Origin of the sequence: Bacillus sp. Root131 (assembly GCF_001429475.1) — a bacterium.
Lineage (GTDB): Bacteria > Bacillota > Bacilli > Bacillales > Bacillaceae_G > Bacillus_A > Bacillus_A thuringiensis_S.
The window spans coordinates 99,078-124,104 of record NZ_LMJQ01000012.1; the positions used below are offsets into that span (position 1 = coordinate 99,078).

Sequence of the window (25,027 nt, forward strand, 5' to 3'; positions counted from 1 at the left end):
TTGTATGAAGAAACTGTATGGCAAGTTAATGTGTTGTATGATAGCAAGCAGTTTAGTTGCAGGATGCGATAGTGCTATTGAGGTTACGAAAGAAAAAGAAATTTGTAAAACAGAAGAAGAGTGCACGCAAATAGGAGATAAAACATTACAAAAAGTATATAAAAAGATAGAGGGACTTTCAGAACTTGAAAAAGTAGAGGATTATGACATAGAAGAGTATGAAAGTATGAATATGAAAGAGGCGGAACAGAAAAAAGAAGAGGATGACAATTATTTCTTTTTAGCTTCTTATTATATCGATGATGATGAAATTGTAGATCCTTATTTTGAGAAATTGGATCGTAAGAGATTGAATAAAGCTTTTGCAGATGACGAAGTAGCAAAAGATGATTTGTTAAGCCAGCGGCAAGATAGAGAGTATCATGAAACTTTATGGGACATGTATCGCACTCTCATTCCAGTGAAATATCGTGAGAATATAACAGGGTTTGATCTAATAACGGATGGTTATGATGGCGTTGTTGCTCATGTCATGCCAAGTATGGATGACCCGAGAGATTGGTTGCTTAGTTTAGACGTGCTCGATTCTGGGGTGAATATAGATGAAGTGATGAAAACATTAATTCATGAAACGGCTCACGTATTAACGATTGGGCATAAACAAGTACCAGTGGATAGGAAATATTTAGAGGCGTTTGATGAAGAGAAAGACATTTCATCATATCGAAATAAATGTAAAACGGTGTTCTTGAAAAATGGATGTGCGAGAAAAACTTCGTATATTAACCAATTTTATAATGAATTTTGGAAACCAATTGAACAAGAGTGGACAGAAAAGAAAGTAGAAGAAAGTGAAGAGGCACAAATTAAATTTTATAAAGAAAAGCATGATGAGTTTGTATCGCTGTATGGAACAACAAATGTAACGGAAGATATCGCAGATACATTTACAGCGTTCATTTTACAAGATTCAAAAAAAGTGAAAGAAGGAACAGAGTTAAAATATAAGAAAATTGCTTTCTTCCATCAGTTCCCTGAGCTTGTAAAAATGAGAGCGGAAGTGCTGTCAGGATTATATGATGTTTCGAAAACGATAGAACAACAAGGTGGAGACTAATGTGAGTTATGCGTTCGATATAGTTTCGTTAAAGTAAAGCGTGAAGAATTTTTAATTCTTTACGTTTTTTCATGTTGATAAAATTGAAAATTCTGTATTTTTATCGAAAAGAAGAAGGAACTGGCGGTATAAAATAGAATTAGTATAAAAATGTCACAATTTAGACACAATTATAATGCGCGTGTTGTAGGGACTATAAGTTTACTCTCGAGGAGGTAATGAAACGTATGAAAACGATTCTTGCTGTTGCTGGTCTCATTTGGGTAATGTCTCACGGTTTTCCGATTTTTGAAGGGGAGCAAATTCGTAGTGCTTTGAATGAAAAGTTTAATGATTATCATGTGATAGATCGAAAAGATAATGTCGTTACAGTACGTGTGAAAGAATGTTTCCATACAGTTACGGTTGCGGATGGAAACATTACAAATGAAACGAAAATGTGTGATAAAAGGTAAAAGAAAGAAGCTGACTATAGCGCACTGTTTTGAGTCAGCTTCTTTTTCTTTTTCCAATTAGAATTTTTTCAAATGCCTCGACAAATACATACATAAGAGTTGCGAGAACACATGTGAGTAGTACGCTAAGTAAGACGAGTGTGAAGTTAAAGACTTGGAATCCGTAGCTAATTAAGTAGCCAAGTCCTTGTTTGGAAACGAGAAGTTCTCCGAAAATAACACCGACCCAGGATAAACCAACGTTTACTTTTAACGTTGAGATAATTGCTGGAAAGGATGCAGGGAGAACGACTTGCTTATAACATTGCCATTTATTTGCGCCAAATGTGTCCATCACTTTTATATAGTTAGAATCGACTTCTTGAAACGCACTGTAAATAACGAGAATGGTAATGATGATGGAAATGATTACTCCCATTGCGATAGAAGATGAAATGTTTGGACCGAAAATAACGATGATGATTGGACCGAGTGCAACTTTTGGCATTGCATTTAGGACGACGAGATAAGGATCAAGTACGCGGGCTAGAAGTGGCATCCACCAAAGAAACGTTGCAATAATAGCACCAAGTACTGTTCCGAGAATGAAGCCTACTCCCGTTTCCAGCAATGTCGTCCATATGTGGACCCAAAGTGAACCGTCGATCCATTTCGTTAAGAAGAGATCCCAAATACTTGAAGGAGAGCTAAAGAGTAAAGGATCAATCCATTCTCTTTTGCTAGATATTTCCCATAGTGCAAAGAAAAGAATAAGTAGTAAAAGTTGTAGAGAGCGAGCAATCCAAGCACGCCTACGTTCTTTCTTTCGAAATTGTTCATGTAGTTGTTTTATATTATCCAAGTCGTTCCAGCTCCTTCCATATATCTTGAAAGAGGGCTGGGAAATCGTAGTGATGGCGTGCTTCTAACGGTGATAAAGAACGGATACTTTCCGGGACGATAAAGGTTTTTGCGATTTTTCCAGGATTCGCTTGCAGTAAATAAATACGATCACTCATCGCGATCGCTTCTTCAATATCGTGAGTAACAAGTAGTGATGTTTTCTTATATTTATTTAGCAAGTTGAAAACGAGTTCTTCTAGTTTTAATTTCGTTTGATAATCGAGTGCGGAGAATGGTTCATCTAGTAATAAAATTTTTGGATCAGTCGCTAATGTTCGAACGAGAGCGGCACGTTGACGCATACCGCCGGATAGTTCACGAGGATATTGTCCTTCTACCCCATATAGACCGACTTGTTTTAAAAGATTTAAAGTATGTTCTTTCATCTGTTCATCATAAATCTTTCGAATATGAAGTCCAAGCATAATATTTTCTTCAATCGTTTTCCAAGGGAATAAGTAATCTTGTTGCAACATATATCCCATAGATGAAGTTTTCGTTGTAATCGGTTCACCATCTAAAAAGACGATACCGTCAATTGGATCAAGTAGCCCAGCAATGATTGAGAGGAGTGTTGTTTTACCACAACCACTTGGACCGAGTATAGAAATAAATTCGCCTTCTTCCACTTGTAAGCTCATATCTTCGAGAATAAGTTTGGCATTCTCTTTTGCAAAAAAGCAGTGAGAAACGTTACGTATTTGTAAAAAACTCATACACTTCGCCTCTATTTCTTAATAACGCTTTCGGCAATTTTTGTATTGACGAGCGCTTCATGTGGAACTTCTTTTTGTAATTCGCCAGCGTCTTTCATAATAGTTTGGAGCTGTTTCCATTCTTCCGCATCTAGTAGTGGATTTGTCGCATAAGAATGCTGTTTTTTATACCGTTCAATTACTTGTATTGTTATGTCTTTTGAAGTGTCTTTAAATAGCGGAGAAACAGCATCAGCAATCTCTTCTGGGCTATGTGTATCAACCCATTGCTGTGCTTTATAGAGCGCACGTGTGAACTTTTCAGCAGCAGCTTTATCTTTCTTTAAGAAACTTTCTTTTGCCATGAACGTTGTATAAGGAACAGTACCAGATTCATTTCCGAATGAAGCGACGATATAACCTTTACCTTCTTTCTCAAGTATACTTGCAGTCGGTTCAAAGAGCTGCACAAACTCTCCAGTACCAGATGCGAAGGCATTTGCAATATTAGCAAACTCAATATTTTGAATTAAGTTTGTATCTTTATGAGGATCAATGCCATTTTTCTTTAAAACGTATTCCCCAACCATTTGCGGCATGCCGCCTTTACGCTGTCCTAAAAATGTAACACCTTTTACGTCATTCCAATTAAAAGAGTCTAGTTTTTTACGTGAAACTAAAAATGTCCCATCTGTTTGTGTAAGCTGTGCAAAGTTAATGATAGGGTCTTTCGCTCCTTGTTGATGAACGTAAATAGACGTTTCAGAACCGACGAGAGCAATATCAATTCCGCCAGATAATAGGGCGGTCATCGTTTTATCGCCACCGGCTGTTGTTTGTAGGTCAATATCTAGTCCTTCATCTTTAAAAAATCCTTTTTCAATCCCGACATATAACGGGGCGTAGAAGAGAGAATGGGTAACTTCGCCGACACGAATGTTTTGAGTTTGTTCTTTCGTACCTTCTTTTTTATTACTACAAGCAGCAAAAGTAAAAACAGCTAGTAACATGATGCAAAAAATCGCGATTAATTTTTTCACTATATAACACCTCCTAGAAGTCACTCTACAAGCATGATATGTAGGTAAGTGCCTATATGTGAGTGTAGATAGCAGGAATTTTTTGGATGGTAAAGAAGTACAAATATAAGGGGTGATAAAATGGAGTACGAATACGATGATAGCGTACATTTACATCTTGATTATTTTGGGACAGAATGTGACATGGGATCGATTGCTTATAAGAGGAAGAATGAAGACGTATGGGATGTGTATTTTAATTTTGGAGTATACGGTATTCAGAAAGACGATGTAGAGTTAGGGAGGTTTATGGACGAATATGCTGGTCATTACGTTTTTTCTGTACATGCTCGCGATCTTAGTTGGGAATTTGGAAGTGCCCAGTTTGAAGAGTGGGTTTTGAAAAATCGGATAGTAGAAAAAACGCTACAAAAATAGGAGGAATTTTGTGATTGGATTTCTCATCTTATTATTTATTTTTGTGGCCGGATTTTTTATCATGCAAATGCTTATTTACCGATTTGCCAAGAAAAACATTCATAAATATACGAAAATAAAATGGTTTCATATGTGGCTACATATGAATATGAAAAAAGGTCCGAGATTAGATTTTTTTGATTTTGTAGTTATAGTACTCGTATGTATCGTATGGAAAATATGGCTGCTTCCTTTTATATAATACACATGCTAATCATTTTCTCTTTTATCATAAAATAACGAAAAGAACCTGTCTTGTGGCAGGTTCTTTTCGTTATATTAATAGTTGTTAAAAACTTGTATTTATACGTAAAGTAGCACTTGTAAAAATGATTTTGGAATATGAATTTTTTCATGTATTCATATCATAAATCTTGTCTTTCTAAGTATAAGTTTTATTTTAATATAATAAAATGAATATATAAGACGAATTTTGACAAAAGAATATATATACTTTTGTTATGCTATGAAAGTTATTAATTTGTAATATATATAGGATGATTTTTTCATGTAAAAAAAAGTATTATTTTCTGTACTTATGGGCTTATATGTAATTGCTTTAAGTGCTTGTAAAAGGTGAGGAAGAAAAAGTAAAAGCAACAACAGATGAGCAAAAAATAGAAGAAGATAAAAAAGTGGCAGAGGAAGAAAAACGTAAGCAAGAAGAACAGCAAAAAGCAGAGGAAGAAAAGCGTAAGCAAGAAGAGCGACGAAAACAAGAGCAACAGAAAGCTCAGCAACAACCTGTACAACAAGAGAGAACACAAAAGCAAGAAAATACAAAACAAACAACGGGCGGGAAACCAACACGATCACAAATTTCAGTTGGTTCACATGTAGTTATCCAATTAGATAATGATTATAGTAAAACAGTGAGTGGTGTTGTGAAAGATATTTTGATAAATACAGAAACACATACATATGGAATTAAAGTGCGATTACAGAATGGACAAATGGGCCGTGTGCAAAGTGTTGGGTAATAAGAAAGAGGTCGGCCACAGATGGCCGACCTCTTTCTTATTATGCTTGGTTAGTGCGGAAGAATGGAAGCTTATGCGCAATGTGAATTAATCCGTATGCAAGAATTAAGCACATAAGAGGATTAATGAAAAATCCGTAGCGGTTAATTGCTAAGAATAAGTTTGAGAAGATAATGTAAATAATAGAACTTGCTACTAGCATCATAACGCGTTTATGTTTAAATGAATTTAGCATGAGGCAGAAGCTGCTCAAGAATGTACCAATGATAAACACTCTATGACATAGTTGCATAAAATTATGAATACGGTATTGGTCTACAGCAGGAGCTGTTTTGAATAACTCAATTGTTTTACCGACAGTGAACCAAGAGAACCAATAAGTGAAGTCCGTCTTAAATCCATTCTTGATTAATTCCTTTGCGTATGCACCTTTGTCATCTAAGCCTTTAGCTCTCATTTCATTTACTATATTTTCATAGCCAATTTTATTGAATGGATCTGCACCGGCAATCAGTGGATCTGCACCTTGGGTTGAGAATAAAATAAATTGGTTGAGCGCTAAATAGTTACGAACAACCCATGCGCCAATAATCAAGAACGGTCCGATAAACCATAACAATCCGATTCGAATGGAGTCTTTAAATCCATATGTAAATAACACAACAAGAACAGGAATGAGCATCATTGGAGCTGGATTTGGACGGAACATAAGTAAAATTGAAACGACAATTCCAAACCATATATGGAATTTCGTTTTATTGTATTTCCATGCGAGAACAAATACATATACACATAATGCCAATAAGAATATGGATGGAACTTCTGTTAGCAATGTACGGAAGTATGTATAGTTACTTGGATAAATAGCATATAAAATACTTGCAACAATTCCATAAATGTTTTTTTCGAACAATTCTTTTCCTATTAAGAATACTAATAGCACTGTGCAAAGGTTCATGATCATGTTAATAACAGTTGCTACGTAATAGTAAGGAATTGATGTAATATCAGAAATAATCATAGCGCCAGCTAATAGTAATGGCTGACCTGGTGTGATATATGCATTTTTCCCTGGAACTTCACTAGGTTCTAAATACACATAACCAAATACACCATGTTTTAATAGTTGTTCAGCTGTTAACGAATAGTTAAAGGCATCATTTGCACCATATGTTACTTTGACTAACTCTCCATCTAATCCTGGCTGTTTTACTAAACAAAAAACGTGCAACAGGAAAGAAAGCGCCAAAATTGCATATACCGCTTTAGGCAAACTCTTAAACTTAGTAAGCAAAAATGAGCAACTCCTTTTTTATTAATTCTTTCGTATTTTTATGTGAAATCTTTAATAGTATTAAGGATTTCCAAAACATAGTTATTATATCATAAAGTAGAATATCAAAATTAAGTTTTTCAAGAATGAGTAATTTGTATGTCACAATTTAACTGTTGATTAAGGGAATATTAAGACAATACATTTATAATAGAAGCAAGTATACAGACGAAATATGTAATATATGTTATTTTAATAGAAATAGTTCTTTCGATGCGGGGGAAATTAAGACATAGAAACGAGGGAATGAATTGAAGTATGGTTCTACACTTTTTCATCTTCCGAAAAGAAGTATATTAATTTCTAGCATTATAAGTAGTATGGTGACTTTATTAGTAATAACTATGCTGTTTATGATTTTAAAGGTTTTTAATTTAGACATGATGAAAGATCATTTAAATCAAAAGCTTGTTTTAAGTGTTATGATGATTTTCATATGGGGCATAACATTTTATATTACGCATTTCAATAAAAAAGAGATGTCTATACCTAGGGTATCCCTGCGAGTGCATTTTATATTATTTTTGCTAGCTCATGCAGTAGCATTATTTTATATTGTAATGCAAGTTAATATGAGTTTCATAGAGACAATGAATTGGATTTACATTTATAATATGCAGTTTATATTAAGTTTTGTAGTAATTTATGCAATATATATTCTTGTATATAATTTAATAGGTAAGGTTTTTCTAAGTATGGTTTTATCTAGCTGTACGTTAGTCATTTTAGGTATTGTGAATTATTTGAAGCTTATTTTCAGAGGGGATCCGTTATATCCTTCTGATTTCACACAAATTACGCATATGCAATCTGTTATACCGATGGTGATGGACTATTTTAGCTGGAGTTATATTTTAATCATTATCGTAAGTATCGTGGCTTGTATTGTAGCAGGGATATATATGAGAAGGTATATTCAAAATGTAAAGATTCATCTAGGAATAAGAGCCTTATTAGTAGTAGGATCTATTTTTGTTCTATATGCGTACGGTAATTTTGCGAATACATTTATGAATAAAGTATTTCAAAAATCAGGTGTAGATTTTGTTTTGTGGAATCAAAATGAGAACTATGCTTCAAATGGTTTTGTACTGGGGTTTATTAGCAATTTAGATACAACAGTTATGGAAAAACCAAAAAATTATTCTAAAGAAAATATGCTTGAAATAGCAAACGATATAAAAAAACAATATAGTGGAAATATAGGGAACGAAAAGAAAAAAGAGAAACCGAATATTATTTTTGTAATGAGTGAATCGTTTTGGGATCCGACGAAAGTAACCAACCTTTCTTTTAGTGAAGATCCTGTACCAAATTTACATCATTATATAGAAAACTTTCCTGGTGGACAAACTATTTCTCCTACATTTGGGGGAAATACGGCGAACGTTGAATTTGAGGCATTAACGAGTTATTCAATGAGTTTGTTAAAGCCAGGTTCTATACCATATCAGCAGGTTATTACAAATAAGAAAGAAATTCCATCAATCCCGACGGCTTTGAAAAAAGAAGGCTATTACACAAGTGCAATTCATTCATTTGGACGCACATTCTTTAAACGTGATGATGTATATAAGGTGTTAGGATTTGATAAGTTTAATGCAGAGGACACGATGGAAAATGTGGATATTGATGGAGATTATATTAGTGATTTAGCGATGAGTGAAGAGATAATTGCTGAGTTAGAGAAACAAAAACAACCTACATTTATTCATGCAGTTACGATGCAAAATCATTTTCCATTTACAGAGGGCCGATTTGGTGAAAATCTAATAGAAATTAGCGGGCTAGAAAATGAAGAATCAAAGGGAGAATTAGAGACGTATACAGAAGGGTTAAGACGTTCAGATGAGGCTCTTCAATATTTAATAGAGCAACTAGATAATTTAGATAGACCTACATTATTAGTATTCTTTGGAGATCACCTTCCATCATTAGGAACAAATAAATCTTTTTATAAAGAAAATGGGTATATAACGAATGAAAAAACACCGAGTGAACGTTTAGCAATGGCGCAAACGCCGCTATTAATGTATGCAAACTTTGATATGCCAAATGATAATTTAGGTTTAGTAAGCCCAATTCATTTTTCTAATCTTATTTTTGATTATGCAGGGTTAAATAAATCCTCATTTTATCAATTTTTATCGGGACTTTACAAGGAAATACCAGTGCTTAGAGATGAATTAAAAGTTGATAAAAATGGGGAAGTAATCAATGATTTAACAAAGAAACAAAAAGAAATGTTAGAGCAATATAAAATGCTTCAATATGATTTACTCGTTGGAAATCAATATAGCAAAGAAATCCTCTTTTAATAAAAGAAACAAAAAGAACTTGTATAACGATACAAGTTCTTTTTTCATAGTATTTAACGGGGTAACCAGACAAGCTGGGTTTAGGGAGTATTACTTGTACATTTAGTATATATGAAAATGTAATCGTTTTATTTGTATATTTGTGAGAAATGTGTGAATTTTATGTTTTGTGAAAAATCGATTATGTTAACTTTCAATCTTGTATTGCAGTTGTTATGCATGTAAAAATTTTATCAGTTCTTTATTTAATTCATCCGCTTGATCGATTGGTGAACCATGGCCACTATTTGTAAGAGCATGTAACTGAGAATTTTTAATTCGTTGTTGCGTAAGCTCAGCACTTTTGTAAGGAATTAGTTGGTCGTGAACGCCGTGGAAGATTTTTGTTGGGACGTTAATTTTATTTAAATCTTTCGTTACATCTTCATTTGCAGCTGCTTGTAAAATTTTGATAAGGGCATAAGAAGCGGACTGCATACCGAGATAAGAAAACCATTCAAGGGTTGCAGCTCCTAAGTTTCTATTGAAAAAGGATAAAGATACATCATTTAAAAATTTTGGTAAATTAGCATACATTTGATTAATGAGAGCATCTGCTTGTTCTTTCGGTACACCGTAAGGGGACTCTTGATTTTTAACGAAAGAGGGGGAGACAGCGTCAATTAATGCGAGCTTAGAAATGCGGCGCCCATTATAGCGAGACATATAGCGAATAGAAAGAGCACCACCAACTGAGAAACCGACTAATGTAGCGTTCTCTACTTGGAGTGCTTCTAGAACAATTGCGATATCATCGGCTAATCGATCATACGTGTAACCAGTCCATGGCTTATCAGATTGCCCATTCCCTCGTATATCCATGGCGATACAGCGAAAGCCATGCTCTGGTAAAACATTGAGTTGATATTGATACATTTGATGATTTAAAGGCCATCCGTGAACGAAGAAAACAGTCTTACTACCTGGACCAGGATTAACGTCTTGCACAAAAATATGCACATCTTTCTCGACAGTAACAAACATAAATGTCCCCCTATTTTATGAATATGCTCTATCCCAAAAGCGTTGTTTTGTCATAGCTTTAATAAATTCATTTGCTAGTCGCGTAGGGTCTTGTTCTATTAAAACACCAGGCTTTCCTTCTATATTTAAAGATTGAATAATAGAAGAGCCGTTTTGGAAGGAGCCAATCGGCTTAAAGTGATTATATGATTCTACGACAAAGGAACTTGCTTTGTTAAGAAAATGATCATCCATCTTTCCGCCGATAAGAAGTAATCCATCATAAAGGAGTGGTGAGCCTGTTAAGAAAGTATCATTTACTTCCCAATGTCCATTTGACGTTCCCTGCACTATGCCTAATCGTTCGGAAACGATCACTGGTTGAAGACCTACTTGTTTGAACTGATTTATTATATATTGTGCGCTTGGCCCATCATATCCATTTGCAACAATGACACCTACTCGTAATGTATTAGGACTAAAGGTCGTATTTGCCATACTGAGTGCTGGAGATGATTTTGTAACGTTGGATTCTTGCACATTTGGGACTTTTGCTCCGAGAGCTTCTGCAACTAAAGTAGCCAATTCTGTACTAATATGTCCAATCATATCAACGACTTGTTGGCGGACAGATTTACTTTTGACTTTTCCTAATTCAAAGGAGAAAGCTTGTATAATATGGATTTTTTCGACGTGACTCATACTATTCCAAAATAAACGAGCTTGAGAGAAGTGGTCTTTGAAGCTAGCAGCAGTTTCCCTTGTTTTATGACCAGATACAGTAGAAGGATATGTAACGAACCCCCCCTTTGTCCCAGGTACAGTATAAGGAGAATTATTTGCTAAGGAATTGTTATGGTAGGCAACGTTTCCTTTGTCGATTATATATTTAGATGCACCATCTCTTTGATTGTTATGAAATGGGCATATTGGACGGTTAATCGGTAGTTCTTGATAATTTGTACCAACGCGTGCTAATTGTGTGTCTGTATAAGAAAAGAGTCTACCTTGTAAGAGAGGGTCATTGGTAAAGTCAATACCACGAATGATACTTCCAGGGTGTAGTGCCACTTGTTCAGTTTCAGCGAATACATTATCTACATTGCGATTTAAGGTCATTTTCCCAATGATTTTAACGGGAAAATCTTCTTCAGGCCAAATTTTCGTTGCATCTAATATATCGAAGCCGTATTTAAATTCGTCCTCTTCTTCTAAAATTTGAATGCCAAGTTCGTACTCAGGATAGTTTCCAGCATTAATATTTTCCCACAAATCACGGCGATGGTAATCTGGATCAGCACCACCTAGTTTTTGTGCTTCATCCCAAATTAACGAATGAACGCCGAGCTTTGGCTTCCAGTGGAATTTCACGAATCGTGACTTTCCATTTTTATTAACGAAACGAAATGTATGAACGCCAAATCCTTGCATCATTCGAAAGCTTCTTGGAATTGTACGATCGGACATAATCCACATCATCATTGCAGCTGATTCTTGATTATTGGCGATGAAGTCCCAAAAAGTATCATGTGCTGTTTGTCCCTGTGGAATTTCATTATGCGGCTCTGGTTTAAGGGCGTGAATAAGATCAGGGAATTTAATGCCATCTTGAATAAAGAAAATGGGAATATTGTTTCCTACTAAATCAAAATTTCCTTCTTCTGTATAAAATTTAACGGCGAATCCTCTTACATCTCGATTCGTTTCATTTGCTCCTTTTGATCCAGCTACTTCAGAGAAACGAATGAAAAGCGGTGTTTTTTTTGAAGGGTCTTGTAGAAAATGGGCCATTGTTAGCTCTTCTAAAGATTCATATAACTCAAAAATGCCATGTGCTCCGTATCCTCGTGCGTGAACGACTCGTTCTGGAATTCGTTCACGGTCAAAGTGAGAAAGTTTTTCTCGCATAAGGAAATCTTCTAGAAGGGTAGGGCCACGATCTCCAGCTGTTAAAGAGTTTTCATCATTTGAAATTTTAACACCTGTATTTGTTGTCATCTCCTTTCCTTCATTTTCACGCGTGAAAGATTGGAGTTGTTCTATCTTTTTATTTTTTTTGCCGTCCATAAAAACACCTCCCATAATATACGTATTATTGTTTATGGTTTTTATGCTTGTATATAGCATGAAGATGTTGCATCGTTGGGATGATTTTCCTCAAATGTGCGATTTATCTTTGTTTGTCTATGAAAATCATTTATTATAATAAATGGTATTCTTCGAGATATTATTTTGAAGGGGTGTTGAAGTGAAAGAAAGTTTTCTATCATATAAAGAAGAAGAAAGGAATGCAAAAATCCTTTTATGGGTGTTATATGTTATTGTTATTGTATATCAAATTTTCTATGCAATTGTATTAGACAATAAATCAATAATGGATAAGGGATACAACATAGTATGGCAAGTTATTTGCGGAGTAGCAATACTGTGCGTGAATATATATTTAATGAAAAAAGAGAAGGCAAACCTTGTTAAATATGCATGGATATTTGCATACATAGGGATAGAAATCGCTAATATATTTTCGTATATTTTTTATAATAAGGCGGCGTTTGATGCGACAAATATAATAGAAATTATTCTCATTTTCTTTGTACCCATATTTTTAAATAAAAAATTTTATGTAATCTTACTTTCTTCTATTGTAGGAAAATATTTAATTTATTTATTTGTATTAGAGGAAATAAAAGCATTTATGTTCCTTATTATGTGTACACTTATGTTAATAGCTGCATATATCATTTTAAACCGATTTTTACAATATCTTTCAGCTGTAAAGGAAAGTATTGCGATTGCTAGTGAATCACAAAAATTAGCAGTAATCGGAAAAATGGCAGCGACGGTTGGACATGAAATTAAAAATCCACTCGCTTCATTAAAAGGATTTACGCAATTACAAAGAGAGAAGCATGAAGAGGATCCTGTTTATAAACGTATGATCTTTGAAATAGAAAATATGAATAATATGATAAGTGAGTTGATGGAAGTTGCTACATGCAAGCCTTCTATTTATAAGAAACATGATCTAGGAAAAATTGTATTACAAGCAACAACAACTCTTCGCGAAAAAATGAATGAATTAAATGTGCAGCTTATTTCTAATGTGGGAGAACAAACAATAGAAGTTGAATGTGATGAACGAAGAATAAGAGGAGTCTTTCTATATACGATAAAAAATGCTTTAGAAGCAATGGAGCAAGGTGGCATATTACATTTACGGTTAGAAAATAAAGGGAAAGAGTATGTGATGATCAGCTTAATTGATAATGGTCATGGTATTAAGCAAGAAAACTTAACCCGTGTTACAGAGGCCTTTTATACAACGAAACAAGATAAAATTGGTCTGGGTCTTACAGTAGCGAATCGAATTGTCGCCGAGCACCTTGGTGAGTTACATATTTCAAGTGAAAGAAATACTGGAACGAGAATAGACATTATTCTGCCAAGGAAGTGTGGAAATACTGAAATTCAAGTGGAAGAAAAGCTAGGAGTTACCATATGAATAAAGGCTATATATTTAAAAATGAAGAAATAAAGGCGTTGAAAGTATTTTTAAGTTTATTTTTTATTATATTTTTTGTGTATGATCTTGCCTATGAATTTATCGTACCTTTAATCGCGGGAGAGCAAGAAGGCGTAGGAAAGTTTGAAGATGGTTTAGGTTTATGGCTTTACTTTTTGATGGTAGTATTGTTTTGCATTGGAATATACTTTATGAAATGGAAGAATGTTTTTGCGGTAAAGTATATTATTCTAATTGGCTATAATGTATTAGATTGTATCCACAACATTATGATTTATTATGGTAGCGATGCGGAATTTGACGGTGGAAATATAGTAGAAGTATTTTTTATTTTGTTTGCACCAATCTTTGTGAATAAAAGATATTTCTGGTTAGTTCCAGCGATACTTGTCGGGAAGTACGCTTTTACAGGAATCATTATTCAATCTTCTCTCGTTTTAATCCCAATGGCATTATATAGTGTATTTACTATTATATGTTGGATTATATTTTTGAGGGTTCAGTCTTACGTTCGTACGCTTGAGATGATGGACAAAGAAATAAAACAAACAGAAAAACTAGCAGCTGTTGGAAAGATGGCAACGGTTATTGGTTATAAGATTAGAAGACCTTTAGCAAACTTAAAAAAACTTGTGAATAAACAAGCAGACAAGCATCCAGAGGATAAAATTTATAGTGATATTATGAAACAAGAAGTAGATCGGATTCATATAATTGCTACAGAACTTAGTGGATTTGAGAAATCTAAATCACTAGAATCAGAAACTCATAACATACAAGAAATTATCTCTTATGTTATTCGAGTTATGGAAAAGCCTGCTTTAAAACAAGGAGTCCACATACAAGGTATTTACAGTAAAGACTTACCATCAATTACATGTGATGAAAAACGATTAAAACAGGTCTTTTTTAATTTAATTAAAAATGCAATTGAAGCAATGTCAGTTGGCGGAACAATTACGATTAAAGTTACTGTAAAAGAAGGAATCATCGTTCAAGTGAAAGATGAGGGATGCGGCATTCCGAAAGATAAAATTCCAAAGTTAAACGAAGCCTTTTATACAACGAAAGAAACAGGAACTGGTCTAGGTTTAGTAGTTACAGAAAAAATTATTAAAGATCACAACGGTAAAATGAGTTTTGAAAGTGAAGTTGGGGTTGGAACGACGGTTGAGGTTATGTTACCACTGCATTAACTACAAAAAACATCACTTATTTGGAAGTGATGTTTTTTTATTTTATCCCGCTATTTGCCGGGCAGCCCGATTGGTGAGGGCTGATTAAAGTTTCACTTTATCTATAAAGAATGTATGATGTGTTTTTAATATCAAAATGTTTTTTGAAAGTTTTCATTATGGATTTTCCGGGGGGAATTTAGACTATAAAAATTAATTATTTTTTCTAAAAAAACTATTTTCTTTTTTGGGTTTTAATGGTATATTCAAAACACGATAAATAAATTCCTATATTTGGCACACTATTCGAAAGGATAGGTCGCAAAGCTAAGAGTCTAAAGTAATGAAAATTACTATGATAGTCTGGTTGCAGTTTGGATTTTCACACATAGTTGTATGTATGAAAATCGAAGAGGCAACTGGACTTTTTGTTTTCTTAAAAAAAAATAAATGGGCACACTGTTCGAAAGAATAGGTCGCAAAGCTAAGAGTCTAAGGTAATGAAAATTACTATGATAGTCTGGTTGCGGTTTGGATTTTCACACATAGTTGTGTGTATGAAAATCGAAGAGGCAACTGGACTTTTTGTTGTCTCAAAAAAAATAAATAGGCACACTGTTCGAAAGGATAGGTCGCAAAGCTAAGAGTCTAAGGTAATGAAAATTACTATGATAGTCTGGTTGCAGTTTGGATTTTCACACATGTTGTGATATATGAAAATCGAAAAGGCAACCAGGCTTTTTATTTTTTCAGAATACACATTATGATTGTAAATTTAGTCGATTAATACATTTAATGTTCGGAATATTCGGTGTATAAAAAGCGAGGGAGGGAAGTACATTGCAAAATCAAATAGGGAAATTTGGGCGTATACTTCTCGCTGGAGGAATATTATTTACACAAGTTGGTGTGCTAGACTACTCTGCAACGAAAGTTTATGCGGTTACAAATGACGAGCAAGGACGTTTTATCGTTCATATGGATAAACAAGAAATAAAAGTTGATGAAAATGTAGTATTAAAGATTACAAATACAAATAAACAAGATGCTAATATCGAGCTGAAATTATCTAATGAGCAGCTCTTTAATGAAGAAGAAACGAAAAAAATGAATGAAAATAATAAAGCGATTCAAAACATTTCAGTAACAGAAGATCACATTGTAAAAATTGAAAAGAATGAACAAAGTAATTTTATCGGTGACGTATATGTAGTCATTCAAATGAAAAAAGCTGGAGAGTACAAATTTGAACCGATAGTGAAGTTTGAAGGGAATGAAAAGAAAATTGAATCTCCTTCTCTACATGTTGTAGAGAAAAAAGAGGCTTTAAATGTAGCTATTTCTGATGAAAATCCAAAGGCTTCAGAGGAAGTTGTGAAAAAAGAAAAAAATGAAAAAGTAAAAGTATCGGAAGAAAATAAAAAACAAGAAATAAAGCCTACTAATGCTGAAGTTCCAAAAGAAACGAATACTTTAGAGAAAGAAAAGGTTAATGAAGAACTCGTATCAAAGGAAAATGAATTAAAAGAGAGCAATAAGGTAAACGAAAATAATCAGGAATTACCTGCTATTCAAGCTGAGAAGGTATTAAAGAGCCAATCTCTACTAGCTGCTAGTCCTGTTACAAGTATTCTTAGATATCCAAATGTAAAGGTAATAAATAATAGAACAGGTGAAGGGCCTTCTATCCCGGGTAAATATGCTTTTAGATTTGTTTGGAGCCCACAAGTAACATATGAGGTAAAGGGTAGTAGCAATGACAGAACTGGTCAAAGTCAATATACATTTAGAAATTCAAATAGAGAACAGTACGTATTAGTAAAAAAAGCTGGTGAATATCAAGGGAAATGGATTGATGTCCGTATTAATATTCACTCTATGACAGCTTCATCTGTAGATGTTAAAACACCAATAACTAAAGGTGATGCAAAAAACTTTTTACAATTATATGGGAACGGAAGGTCAGGACAAACTTATAATGCTTCCTTTGAATTTTATGAACACGGAACAAGTAAAAAAGTACCATTAACGGCAATGTGGAATTTCAAAAGGATAAATAGTTATAAAAATGTAACGTTACGTAATGATGGTAGTCATTTAACGAATTTATACGTGTATGATACGAGTTCAATTAGGTATCAAGACAAAGGGAATAATAAAATAGAGTTTTCTGGAACAGCAGGCCCAGTAGCTACTCCAGAAGCAGATATGACAATTACATTTGATAATTTAACAGAATTACCGCTAGAAGTTAGATTAAATGCTTCAGGTGTTAATGTATCATACGACCAATTAGCGATTGCACAAATTGAAATTCCAGCTCCAAGTGTAATAGGAGATATCGTGGAAGATAATTCCCGTCAACTTTCTTATAAGGTATATCAAAATATGCCTGCTCAATCGAAAGATATTCACTATGCGAAATCTTTTGTATTAGAAAGTGAAGTGAATAAGGATTTTACTGTGAATGATGTTTCCATTCAAGATGTGGAAAGTGGAGATGATGTAAGTAGCTTCTTTGATATTAGCAGGAAAAACAATAAGGTCACTGCGGTTGCGAAAGCAAATGCGCTAAAAACAGAAGAATTCAACGGGAAAATTTACGAGATGACAATTACAGGTTCTCCTGTAAAAGGTGCTGATGTAATGAAATATTATAAAGATGGTTATCTTGAAATACCGGTGTCAGCTAAAAACTATTTAGATGACGATAAGAATGGGCAAGATAGTAATCGAGATGGAATCGCAAAAATAAGGTATAAAGGTATTCCGACTGGGAAACCAGTCCCACAAAAAGTAGTGCAAGGAACAGATTTAACAAAAATGGATATTTCTAAATTTGTGACAGATTTATCTGTAGATACGAATTTGGATGTAGATAAACCAATATCAGTAATGAAGTTAATCAATATTCCGGATACAAAAACAATAGGGAATCATACTGTAACGGTTGTAATTGAAACGAAGCAAGGTGTACAAGCGGAGATTCAAGTACCGGTTACTGTCGTTGATGGGACTTTAAAGTTAGTAGACGTACCAAAAGAAATTACCTTTGGAGATGTAACAATTCCATCGAAAACAACGACATACACACCGAAGGCGATTTCAAATTCTTTAAAGGTAACCGATAATCGTGTTAAAAAGCAAAAATGGAGTGTATATGTAAAGGAAATTACACCATTAACTTCAGCGCAAAATGACACATTGACGGGAGCATTGATTTACAAACGAAATGGAAAGGATACACCTTTAAGTAATTCTAGTATAGAAGCATTCTCGTATACTTCTAAAAACGACGAGGAGGTTTCATTAAATTGGAAGGAAAACGAGGGAATTCATTTACAAGTAAAACCAGGGCCGAATGTCAAAGCAAATACAAAATATGCTGGACAGCTAGAATGGACATTAACCGATGCTCCTCTCTAAAAATATATGAAATATATATATTTTAGAAAGGAGAGAGTAATGAAAAAAATAGTTGGTATTATCGTTTCCACAGTTATATGTGTGCCGTTTCTTATGGCAAATGTAGTAACGGCTACAAGTACGAATTCAAAAGCGGGTATTACATTTTCGAATAGCTATACACCAAATACATCAACTGATCCGACAAAGATAAATACAAAAAAAGAGACAGTTGATAAAAATAAAAATGGAGATAAATATTTACCGAAAACAGGAGGCCAGACACGGGACTTCAAACAATATATAGGATTGTTTTCGATTGTTTTATCTCTATATGTATTCAAAAGAATTAGGGGAAAGCAAGTGTATTCAAAATAAAAAATAGATGAAAACAGAGAAAAGGGGAAGGTACATATGAAACTAGCAAAATTAGCATTAATCGGTGCAGTATCATTAACATCAGTTGCAGCAGTAGGAACTTCAGCATTTGCGGAAGAGAAAGCAAATATGAAATCAAAAACCGATGTAACGTTTATTGAAGATACAAGCACAACAGATCCAAACAATCCAGAAAATCCAAATGAAAAAGTTACACCAGAGAACCCTGGTGACCATGAAATAGGAACAAAAGGCCCATTAAGTATTAACTACGTTTCTAACTTACACTTCGGCGAGCAAGTTATCTCTGGTAATGATCAAACGTACTTTGCAAAATTGGATAAAGTGAAACAAGGGAGCAAAACAGTTGAAGTACCTAACTTCGTATCTGTAACAGATAACCGTGGTACAAATGCAGGATGGAAATTGAAAGTAAAGCAAAATGCACAATTTAAAAGTGGTAATAGTGAGTTAACAAATGCAGCTTTAAGCTTAAGTAACCCAGCTGTAAATTCTGTAACTGATGCACAATATGCACCTACAACATTTAAAAATAAAGTAACGCTAGCTCCAGGTGGAGATGCGGTGGAAATTACTACTGCCGCAAAGAATAAAGGTATGGGTGATTGGACGACTGCATTTGGTAAAGGAACAGAACAAGGTAAACAGAGTGTGAGCTTATTCGTACCAGGTACGACGGCGAAAGAAAAAGGTGCGAAATATTCAGCTGAGTTAACTTGGACTTTAGAAGATACACCAAACTAAGCTTATACAAGATTGAAAATTAAGAATGACTGAATTTTAAAAAATGATTATAAAGGGGTATAAAACTATGAAACTAGCAAAAATAGCATTAATTGGAGCGGTAACATTATCATCAGTATCAGTAGGGACGTCTGCATTTGCAGCTGAGAAAGATGGCGGGAAAGTAGACTCAAAAGCATTCATTAAATTCGAGAAAAATACAGATAAAATTGATGTTGTTAATCCAGAGAATCCAGATGAAACTGTAGATCCAGTTGATCCAGATAAAAAAGGTACAGATGGTCCACTAAGTATTGATTATGTATCTAACTTCAACTTTAAAACACAAAAAGCATCAGGGAATAACGAAATCTACTTTGCAGAATTAGATAAAGTAAAGAAAAAAGTAGACGGTTCTGTAATTGACGTGCCGAACTACGTTCAAGTAACAGATAATCGTGGTACAAATGCTGGATGGCATTTAACAGTAAAACAAAATGGTCAATTCAAAACTGCAGATGATAAAGCGTTGGATGGTGCGGCATTAACATTAAAAACTTCAGCTTTGAAATCAAATGCAGGTAGCGACGCACCAACAGCAGAACAATCTATCACATTAAATCCAAGTGGTGCAGCATCTGATTTAATCGATGCAAAAGAAAACCAAGGTATGGGTACATGGGTAAATACGTTTGGTAAAGATGCAACAGAAGCGAAACAAAGCGTAGAGTTATCTGTACCAGGTAAAACGAAAAAAGAACAAACACAATACACAACTTCACTAACTTGGGAACTAACAGACGCTCCTATGTAAGTAAGAGGAATTTTAAGATAAAAGAGGAAAATGAGAAGAGATAAGGGAATGGCTTTAACCTTATCTCTTTCTTGTCTATAAAATGGATATGAAGGGGACTACATAAGAGATGGTAAAAAAACTATTTACTAGCTTACTATTAATTACATTCTTCATGGTAAACGCTTTTTCAGTATATGCGGCTGAAATGAAATTCGCTGTGACAGCAGTTATACCAGAAAATCAAATTGATAAAAATCAAACGTATTTTGATTTGAAAATGCAACCTGGACAAAAGCAAACAATTCAAGTCCAAATGAAAAATGATACGAATAAAGAAGTTGTGGTAGAATCGTTTGCTAATACAGCAATTACGAATAGCAATGGTATTACAGATTATAGTACAGTAGAACCAAAAACGGATTCTACTTTGAAATATCCGTTTTCTAAAATTGCTAAAATGCCAAAAGAAACGAAAGTCCCAGCTAACAGCATAGTGACAGTTGATATAAACTTGGAAATGCCAAGTGAGTCGTTTGATGGTGTTATTTTAGGTGGTTTATACTTTAAAGAAAAAGAAGATGAGAATGCAAAGAAAAAAGATGAAGGTGTGCAAATTGAAAATAAATATGCATACGCAATTGGCGTTGTTTTAAAAGAGACGGATGCTGAAGTAAAACCAGACATGAAATTAAACGAAGTAAAGCCAACACAAATTAACGGGCGTAACGTTGTTACTGCAAATTTACAAAACGTAAAGCCAGCAATGTTAAAAAATTTAAGTGTTGATGCAAAGGTATATAAAGAAAAAGGTACAGACGTTTTATTTGAAGCGAAAAAAGAAAATTTAAGAATGGCGCCAAACTCAAACTTTGATTACGCTATTAGCTGGGAAAACAAAGCGTTTGATCCAGGAATGTACCGAGTAGAAGTGAAAGCCACTGATGGCGATCAAAAGTGGGAATGGACGAAGAAATTTACAATTGAAGGAAAGACAGCCGATAAGTTAAATGATACAGCGGTAGAAGCGAAAAAAGACTACACGCTATATTACATTATCGGCGGAGTACTACTGGTAATTATATTATTAGTTCTTGTGTTCTTCTTAGGTAGACGTTCTAAAAAAGAGGACGATAACGAAAAATAATATATTGATAGTGTAAAAAGAAATTAATGGATGTTTTACTACGAAAAATATATAATGGCTTTGTCTGTTATTTGTTGTAGTTCATTTATATTTCTATTTGTTGACCCGAATCTCGGGTCTTTTTTTATGAAATGAATTGCTATATGTTAGTAATTAGAAAAACAGAATATACAGCACTTGCAGCATGAATATAAAGAGGGGTTGTATACTCTCTCAAAAATAGGTTTCCAGCTGTAATACTGTTAGCACCAGTAAATTCGGTGCTAACAGTAGGTTCGTTTTCTGGCACAACGAAAGCATTTACGTTGGTACATGTACTTTCTCATTTATCTATTTTTCTGTGGTCAATTGTATTGTGTATATAAATTTAAAAATGATAGCGTTAGAGCCACCATTTCTCCTGCGGAAGCAAAATAACATCCACATCAAAATTCTCTTTAAACCAATCATGCATCAATGTCTCTTTCACTAAATATTCAGAGGCAGAGTGTGACACCCCAATTAGAGACATATTCGTTTCTTTTACATAATCCATAATGAGAGAGTATTTATGTCGGCCGTAATCATTGTCGATATGGCAATGGATTTCTCCTGTAATATATGCTTCAGCACCTTTTTCTTCTGCTTCCTTCATTAAAGATACAACATCGCCACATCCAGCGATAATTGCGATTTTTTTGATGGAATCATGTCGTTTACCTTCGAAGTCTGTGTAAGGAATCTGGAAGAGTTGTTTTAGATGTTTTTGGAGTGCTTCTGTTGATGTTTCATCTATTTCACAAATAAGGCCAACTGGTTCTTGTTCTGGACCTCCATATGCAAAGTCGTCCACTACAGTAGCGTTTAATGCTTTTGCAATTGAAATACTCGTTCCATGCGTTTGATGAAAATCCATTGGTACGTGACATGTATATATAGAAAGTTGTTTTTCTTTTATTCCTTGCAAATATTTTTCAGGAATTGGTATGAAACCGCGGCCTGATCTTCCAATTGGATCACCGCACTCCATTACAAGGGGATGGTGCATAAAGAGTAAATCACCAGGTGTGGATTGTGAAATGAATGTTTCAAGAACGTCATCTGTAGGGAATACAGCTAAAAATACTTTGTTTACATTTTCAGATCCGTGCATCATAAGGCCGTTAAATAAATCTACAAAATTTGCTTCGAAAAATTGTTGCCAAGGAAATTTGATAGGATCATATACGGCTGGGATAAATCGACTAAAGGCGCTATCTTTTCCGTATTTTTCAATTTGGAATAAGTGATCGAGTGATTGCTCTATTTTTTTTAAGGCTGGCATGTTCAATAATCCTCCTTAAGATGATTCTTGCTTTATGAGTTGTTTGTATTCTTCGTAGCGAAATAAGAAGCGGATAGGAAACAAATAAAACCTAGAATCCAGCCGATAGAAGGAGAATAGGGAAGTACATGCTGTAATAGCATTTCGCTAGAAATGAAGAAACTACCAAATAGACTTAATAAAATAGGATATCGTTGTAGTTTGAACACGGATAGCAAACCTCCTTTCTCCTGCATGAACTACTCATAAAAGCTCGATTGCTGAAACTTTATCACATACATTGTATATTAGTCTTAATTTTCTGTATATAAATTTTAAGAAAAATGGTGATACAATATATGAATGATAAGAGAAGAGAGGATGAAGATTAACATATGTACGTTACTGTAACAGAAGCAGCATATAAAAAGATTATGGATACGATTCCAAGTGAAGCGAAATATATAAAGTTATTTTACGATAATGAGGGTTGCGGTTGTGTCATGAGCGGAATCATCGATTTAGTAGCTGTAGCAGAGAAAGATGAGCGCGATGTGGATATTGAATCAAGCACAATGAATTTTATCGCTGATCGTACAAAGCTTGTATTTATGGACGATAAGTTAACGGTTGATTGGCATGAAAGTGGAGGAACTTTTCAGTTGAAGAGCCCAAGCCAGTTTTATAATCCAAATATGAAATTACACGTTCGAGTATAGTAAAGGAAATGTGAGTCCAAAATGTATTTTGGACTCACATTTTTTTATTTTATAAGTCGCTATTATTGTCGATTTTTGTTGATAAGTCGATATATTGAAAAAATCGCTGATATAAATGGAGTTGCGCTGATATATTCAGAAAATCGCCGATATAATTTCATTTACCAAAACGGCCCAATAGTAAAAAGATTTTTTCACATAATGAAATGTACATGTGATTGAATTTTCTGTATAATCTTCTTTGCGGAGGGGATACGCATGAGAAGATGGGGAATTGAGTTATTAATTTTAAGTGTTGTTATTATTTGGGGGATTAACTATACGATTGCAAAGTATGGATTTTTAGAATTTACAGCAATTGAATTTACTGCACTTCGTATGATGGCGGCGGCACCGCTCCTGTTACTTCTTACTTTTTTTATTGAAAAGTCAGTTTATATGGAGCGAAAGGATATACCTAGATTAATCATCGTTAGCGTTGTAGGTATTGTACTGTATCAAACGTTATTTATGGAAACTGTCAAATATACATCCGCTACAAATGCCTCTTTACTCATTTCTATTTCACCTATTTTTACAACTGTATTTGCGATTTTTCTGAAACAAGAAAAGTTTTCTTCTCGAAAGCTCATAGGTTCTATCATTGCCTTTAGTGGTGCAGCATTAGTTTTAGTAGCAGGACATTCACTTGCTAGTTCTTTTTATGGCAATGGAATTGGACTTATTACATCAATATGCTGGGGGCTTTATCCTGTTTTAGCAGGACCATTAATTAAAAAATATTCAGCACTACGTGTTACCGCATGGTCAGCCTTAGTTGGCGCGATTCCGCTTTTATTGTTAAGTGGACCATATGTATTTATAATGCCATTTCACATTACACACGGAATGACACTATTCGCCTTACTATATTCCATTTTCTTTGTAACAGTATTCGGCTTAGTCATGTGGTATGTTGGTGTTCAAAAAATTGGGGCGTCACATACGATGGAATATATGTATATAACGCCGCTTGTAGCTGTTTTATTTGCAGCTATCTGGGCAAATGAATATGTATCGTTTCAACAAATCATCGGTGGAATTATTATTTTTTTCGGTCTATGGTTTGTGAAATCAGAGAAAGTAAAAGTTCATTCTACTGCGGGGGAACCTATATCAAAATAGGAAAACAGATCACCTATGATCTGCTTTCCTATTTTTTTATTTTTGGTAAGAAGATGAGAAATAAGATAGCAGTAATAAGTGGAATTAAGTTTAAAAATGGAATACGGAAGAGTGTAATAAGAATAATACCTGGAAGAAGAACACCGAGGACAGCGTAAAAAATGCTATGATTTTTCGTGTACCAATACAATGAAAGTCCGATAAGTGCAGGGATAATGAGGTGAATGAGAGCCATTAAAAAATAAATCATTAGACGCCCCCTTTATTTGTGTGTTTATTATATCATATCCGTATGTTCATAGATTGATATCATTTTTTTCATAAATGGACGAAAAAGTTTGAAAAACCGTCACAAAATATGAGAATATGATGTTCGAAATCTTGTATAATATTATTTTCTAAAAACATTTAAACAACAT

Annotated in this window: 23 protein-coding genes, 1 pseudogene and 3 riboswitches; of the genes and pseudogenes, 15 read left to right on the plus strand and 9 right to left on the minus strand. The window is 34.2% G+C overall.

The window, feature by feature from the left end; translation table 11 throughout:
• The first annotated feature begins 4 nt into the window (after positions 1-4).
• Both ASE54_RS21390 and ASE54_RS21395 read left to right on the plus strand, forming a co-directional pair.
• Complete coding sequence (locus ASE54_RS21390) at positions 5-1,117, plus strand: hypothetical protein (RefSeq protein WP_000737814.1); 1,113 nt, start codon at positions 5-7, stop codon at positions 1,115-1,117.
• Between the two features lie 227 nt (positions 1,118-1,344).
• Positions 1,345-1,572: a hypothetical protein gene (locus ASE54_RS21395; protein ID WP_000849113.1), complete on the plus strand. Its 228-nt coding sequence runs from the start codon at positions 1,345-1,347 to the stop codon at positions 1,570-1,572.
• 34 nt (positions 1,573-1,606) lie between these two features.
• Here the strand turns inward: ASE54_RS21395 and ASE54_RS21400 are convergent, their stop codons facing one another.
• From ASE54_RS21400 to ASE54_RS21410, 3 genes are read right to left on the minus strand one after another with little or no spacing between them, the layout of a single operon-like run.
• Entirely contained in the window at positions 1,607-2,413 is an 807-nt protein-coding gene (locus ASE54_RS21400; RefSeq protein WP_000368777.1) for an ABC transporter permease, read from the minus strand.
• Entirely contained in the window at positions 2,406-3,170 is a 765-nt protein-coding gene (locus ASE54_RS21405) for an ABC transporter ATP-binding protein (protein ID WP_000009027.1), read from the minus strand. Before ASE54_RS21405 ends, ASE54_RS21400 begins: the two co-directional genes overlap by 8 nt.
• An 11-nt stretch (positions 3,171-3,181) precedes the next feature.
• A complete protein-coding gene (locus tag ASE54_RS21410) occupies positions 3,182-4,189 on the minus strand; it encodes an ABC transporter substrate-binding protein (protein WP_000733138.1) in 1,008 nt (335 codons plus the stop codon).
• 120 nt (positions 4,190-4,309) lie between these two features.
• Between ASE54_RS21410 and ASE54_RS21415 the strand changes: the two genes are divergently transcribed.
• The 3 genes and pseudogenes from ASE54_RS21415 (at position 4,310) to ASE54_RS21425 (ending at position 5,625) form a co-directional block, all read left to right on the plus strand.
• Positions 4,310-4,606 carry a DUF3986 family protein gene (locus ASE54_RS21415; protein ID WP_000455582.1) on the plus strand — a complete coding sequence of 99 codons (297 nt, stop codon included), beginning with the start codon at positions 4,310-4,312 and terminating at the stop codon, positions 4,604-4,606.
• Between the two features lie 10 nt (positions 4,607-4,616).
• Entirely contained in the window at positions 4,617-4,847 is a 231-nt protein-coding gene (locus tag ASE54_RS21420) for a hypothetical protein (protein ID WP_000578981.1), read from the plus strand.
• Positions 4,848-5,183: 336 nt separating this feature from the next.
• Positions 5,184-5,625 (plus strand): annotated as a pseudogene (locus tag ASE54_RS21425) (DUF2196 domain-containing protein).
• 40 nt (positions 5,626-5,665) lie between these two features.
• On the opposite strand, the gene ASE54_RS21430 reads toward ASE54_RS21425, so the two are convergent.
• Positions 5,666-6,919, minus strand: coding sequence for a glycosyltransferase family 39 protein (locus ASE54_RS21430; protein WP_000956214.1), 1,254 nt, complete (start codon positions 6,917-6,919; stop codon positions 5,666-5,668).
• A 290-nt stretch (positions 6,920-7,209) separates the two neighbouring features.
• Between ASE54_RS21430 and ASE54_RS21435 the strand changes: the two genes are divergently transcribed.
• Entirely contained in the window at positions 7,210-9,276 is a 2,067-nt protein-coding gene (locus tag ASE54_RS21435; RefSeq protein ID WP_000873642.1) for an LTA synthase family protein, read from the plus strand.
• A gap of 213 nt (positions 9,277-9,489) precedes the next feature.
• On the opposite strand, the gene ASE54_RS21440 is transcribed toward ASE54_RS21435, so the two are convergent.
• Both ASE54_RS21440 and ASE54_RS21445 read right to left on the minus strand, forming a co-directional pair.
• Entirely contained in the window at positions 9,490-10,299 is an 810-nt protein-coding gene (locus tag ASE54_RS21440; protein WP_000498278.1) for an alpha/beta hydrolase, read from the minus strand.
• 15 nt (positions 10,300-10,314) lie between these two features.
• Entirely contained in the window at positions 10,315-12,345 is a 2,031-nt protein-coding gene (locus ASE54_RS21445) for a catalase (protein WP_000348754.1), read from the minus strand.
• A gap of 181 nt (positions 12,346-12,526) precedes the next feature.
• Here ASE54_RS21445 and ASE54_RS21450 point away from each other — a divergent pair, with 181 nt between their 5' ends.
• The 7 genes from ASE54_RS21450 to ASE54_RS21480 all read left to right on the plus strand — a co-directional run bounded on the left by ASE54_RS21450 (position 12,527) and on the right by ASE54_RS21480 (position 21,443).
• Positions 12,527-13,780, plus strand: a complete 1,254-nt coding sequence (locus ASE54_RS21450) for an ATP-binding protein (protein WP_000664883.1) — start codon at positions 12,527-12,529, stop codon at positions 13,778-13,780.
• Positions 13,777-14,997, plus strand: coding sequence for an ATP-binding protein (locus ASE54_RS21455; RefSeq protein WP_001032631.1), 1,221 nt, complete (start codon positions 13,777-13,779; stop codon positions 14,995-14,997). Before ASE54_RS21450 ends, ASE54_RS21455 begins: the two co-directional genes overlap by 4 nt.
• Positions 14,998-15,262: 265 nt before the next feature.
• Positions 15,263-15,351, plus strand: a riboswitch (cyclic di-GMP riboswitch).
• 68 nt (positions 15,352-15,419) lie between these two features.
• A riboswitch (cyclic di-GMP riboswitch) is annotated at positions 15,420-15,508 on the plus strand.
• A 67-nt stretch (positions 15,509-15,575) separates the two neighbouring features.
• Positions 15,576-15,664: riboswitch (cyclic di-GMP riboswitch) on the plus strand.
• A gap of 152 nt (positions 15,665-15,816) precedes the next feature.
• Positions 15,817-18,402, plus strand: coding sequence for a WxL domain-containing protein (locus tag ASE54_RS21460; protein ID WP_001180906.1), 2,586 nt, complete (start codon positions 15,817-15,819; stop codon positions 18,400-18,402).
• A gap of 39 nt (positions 18,403-18,441) precedes the next feature.
• A complete protein-coding gene (locus tag ASE54_RS21465) occupies positions 18,442-18,759 on the plus strand; it encodes a hypothetical protein (RefSeq protein WP_000724871.1) in 318 nt (105 codons plus the stop codon).
• A gap of 36 nt (positions 18,760-18,795) precedes the next feature.
• Positions 18,796-19,524, plus strand: coding sequence for a WxL domain-containing protein (locus tag ASE54_RS21470; protein WP_000761532.1), 729 nt, complete (start codon positions 18,796-18,798; stop codon positions 19,522-19,524).
• 67 nt (positions 19,525-19,591) lie between these two features.
• Positions 19,592-20,317: a WxL domain-containing protein gene (locus tag ASE54_RS21475; RefSeq protein ID WP_000761509.1), complete on the plus strand. Its 726-nt coding sequence runs from the start codon at positions 19,592-19,594 to the stop codon at positions 20,315-20,317.
• Between the two features lie 109 nt (positions 20,318-20,426).
• The gene (locus tag ASE54_RS21480; protein ID WP_000239426.1) at positions 20,427-21,443 is read left to right on the plus strand and encodes a DUF916 and DUF3324 domain-containing protein; all 1,017 of its coding nucleotides are present in this window, start codon (positions 20,427-20,429) and stop codon (positions 21,441-21,443) included.
• A gap of 382 nt (positions 21,444-21,825) precedes the next feature.
• Here ASE54_RS21480 and ASE54_RS21485 read toward each other — a convergent pair whose 3' ends face one another.
• Both ASE54_RS21485 and ASE54_RS36455 read right to left on the minus strand, forming a co-directional pair.
• Positions 21,826-22,746: a Nif3-like dinuclear metal center hexameric protein gene (locus tag ASE54_RS21485; RefSeq protein ID WP_001111118.1), complete on the minus strand. Its 921-nt coding sequence runs from the start codon at positions 22,744-22,746 to the stop codon at positions 21,826-21,828.
• A gap of 32 nt (positions 22,747-22,778) precedes the next feature.
• The gene (locus ASE54_RS36455) at positions 22,779-22,955 is read right to left on the minus strand and encodes a hypothetical protein (protein ID WP_003310431.1); all 177 of its coding nucleotides are present in this window, start codon (positions 22,953-22,955) and stop codon (positions 22,779-22,781) included.
• Positions 22,956-23,120: 165 nt separating this feature from the next.
• On the opposite strand from ASE54_RS36455, the gene ASE54_RS21490 reads away from it, so the two are divergent.
• A complete protein-coding gene (locus ASE54_RS21490) occupies positions 23,121-23,444 on the plus strand; it encodes an iron-sulfur cluster biosynthesis family protein (RefSeq protein ID WP_000289572.1) in 324 nt (107 codons plus the stop codon).
• Positions 23,445-23,702: 258 nt separating this feature from the next.
• On the plus strand, positions 23,703-24,608 hold the full coding sequence (locus ASE54_RS21495) for an EamA family transporter (RefSeq protein ID WP_001255403.1): 906 nt from the start codon (positions 23,703-23,705) through the stop codon (positions 24,606-24,608).
• A 28-nt stretch (positions 24,609-24,636) separates the two neighbouring features.
• Here the strand turns inward: ASE54_RS21495 and ASE54_RS21500 are convergent, their stop codons facing one another.
• Positions 24,637-24,858: a hypothetical protein gene (locus ASE54_RS21500; protein WP_000639042.1), complete on the minus strand. Its 222-nt coding sequence runs from the start codon at positions 24,856-24,858 to the stop codon at positions 24,637-24,639.
• Positions 24,859-25,027 lie beyond the last annotated feature (169 nt).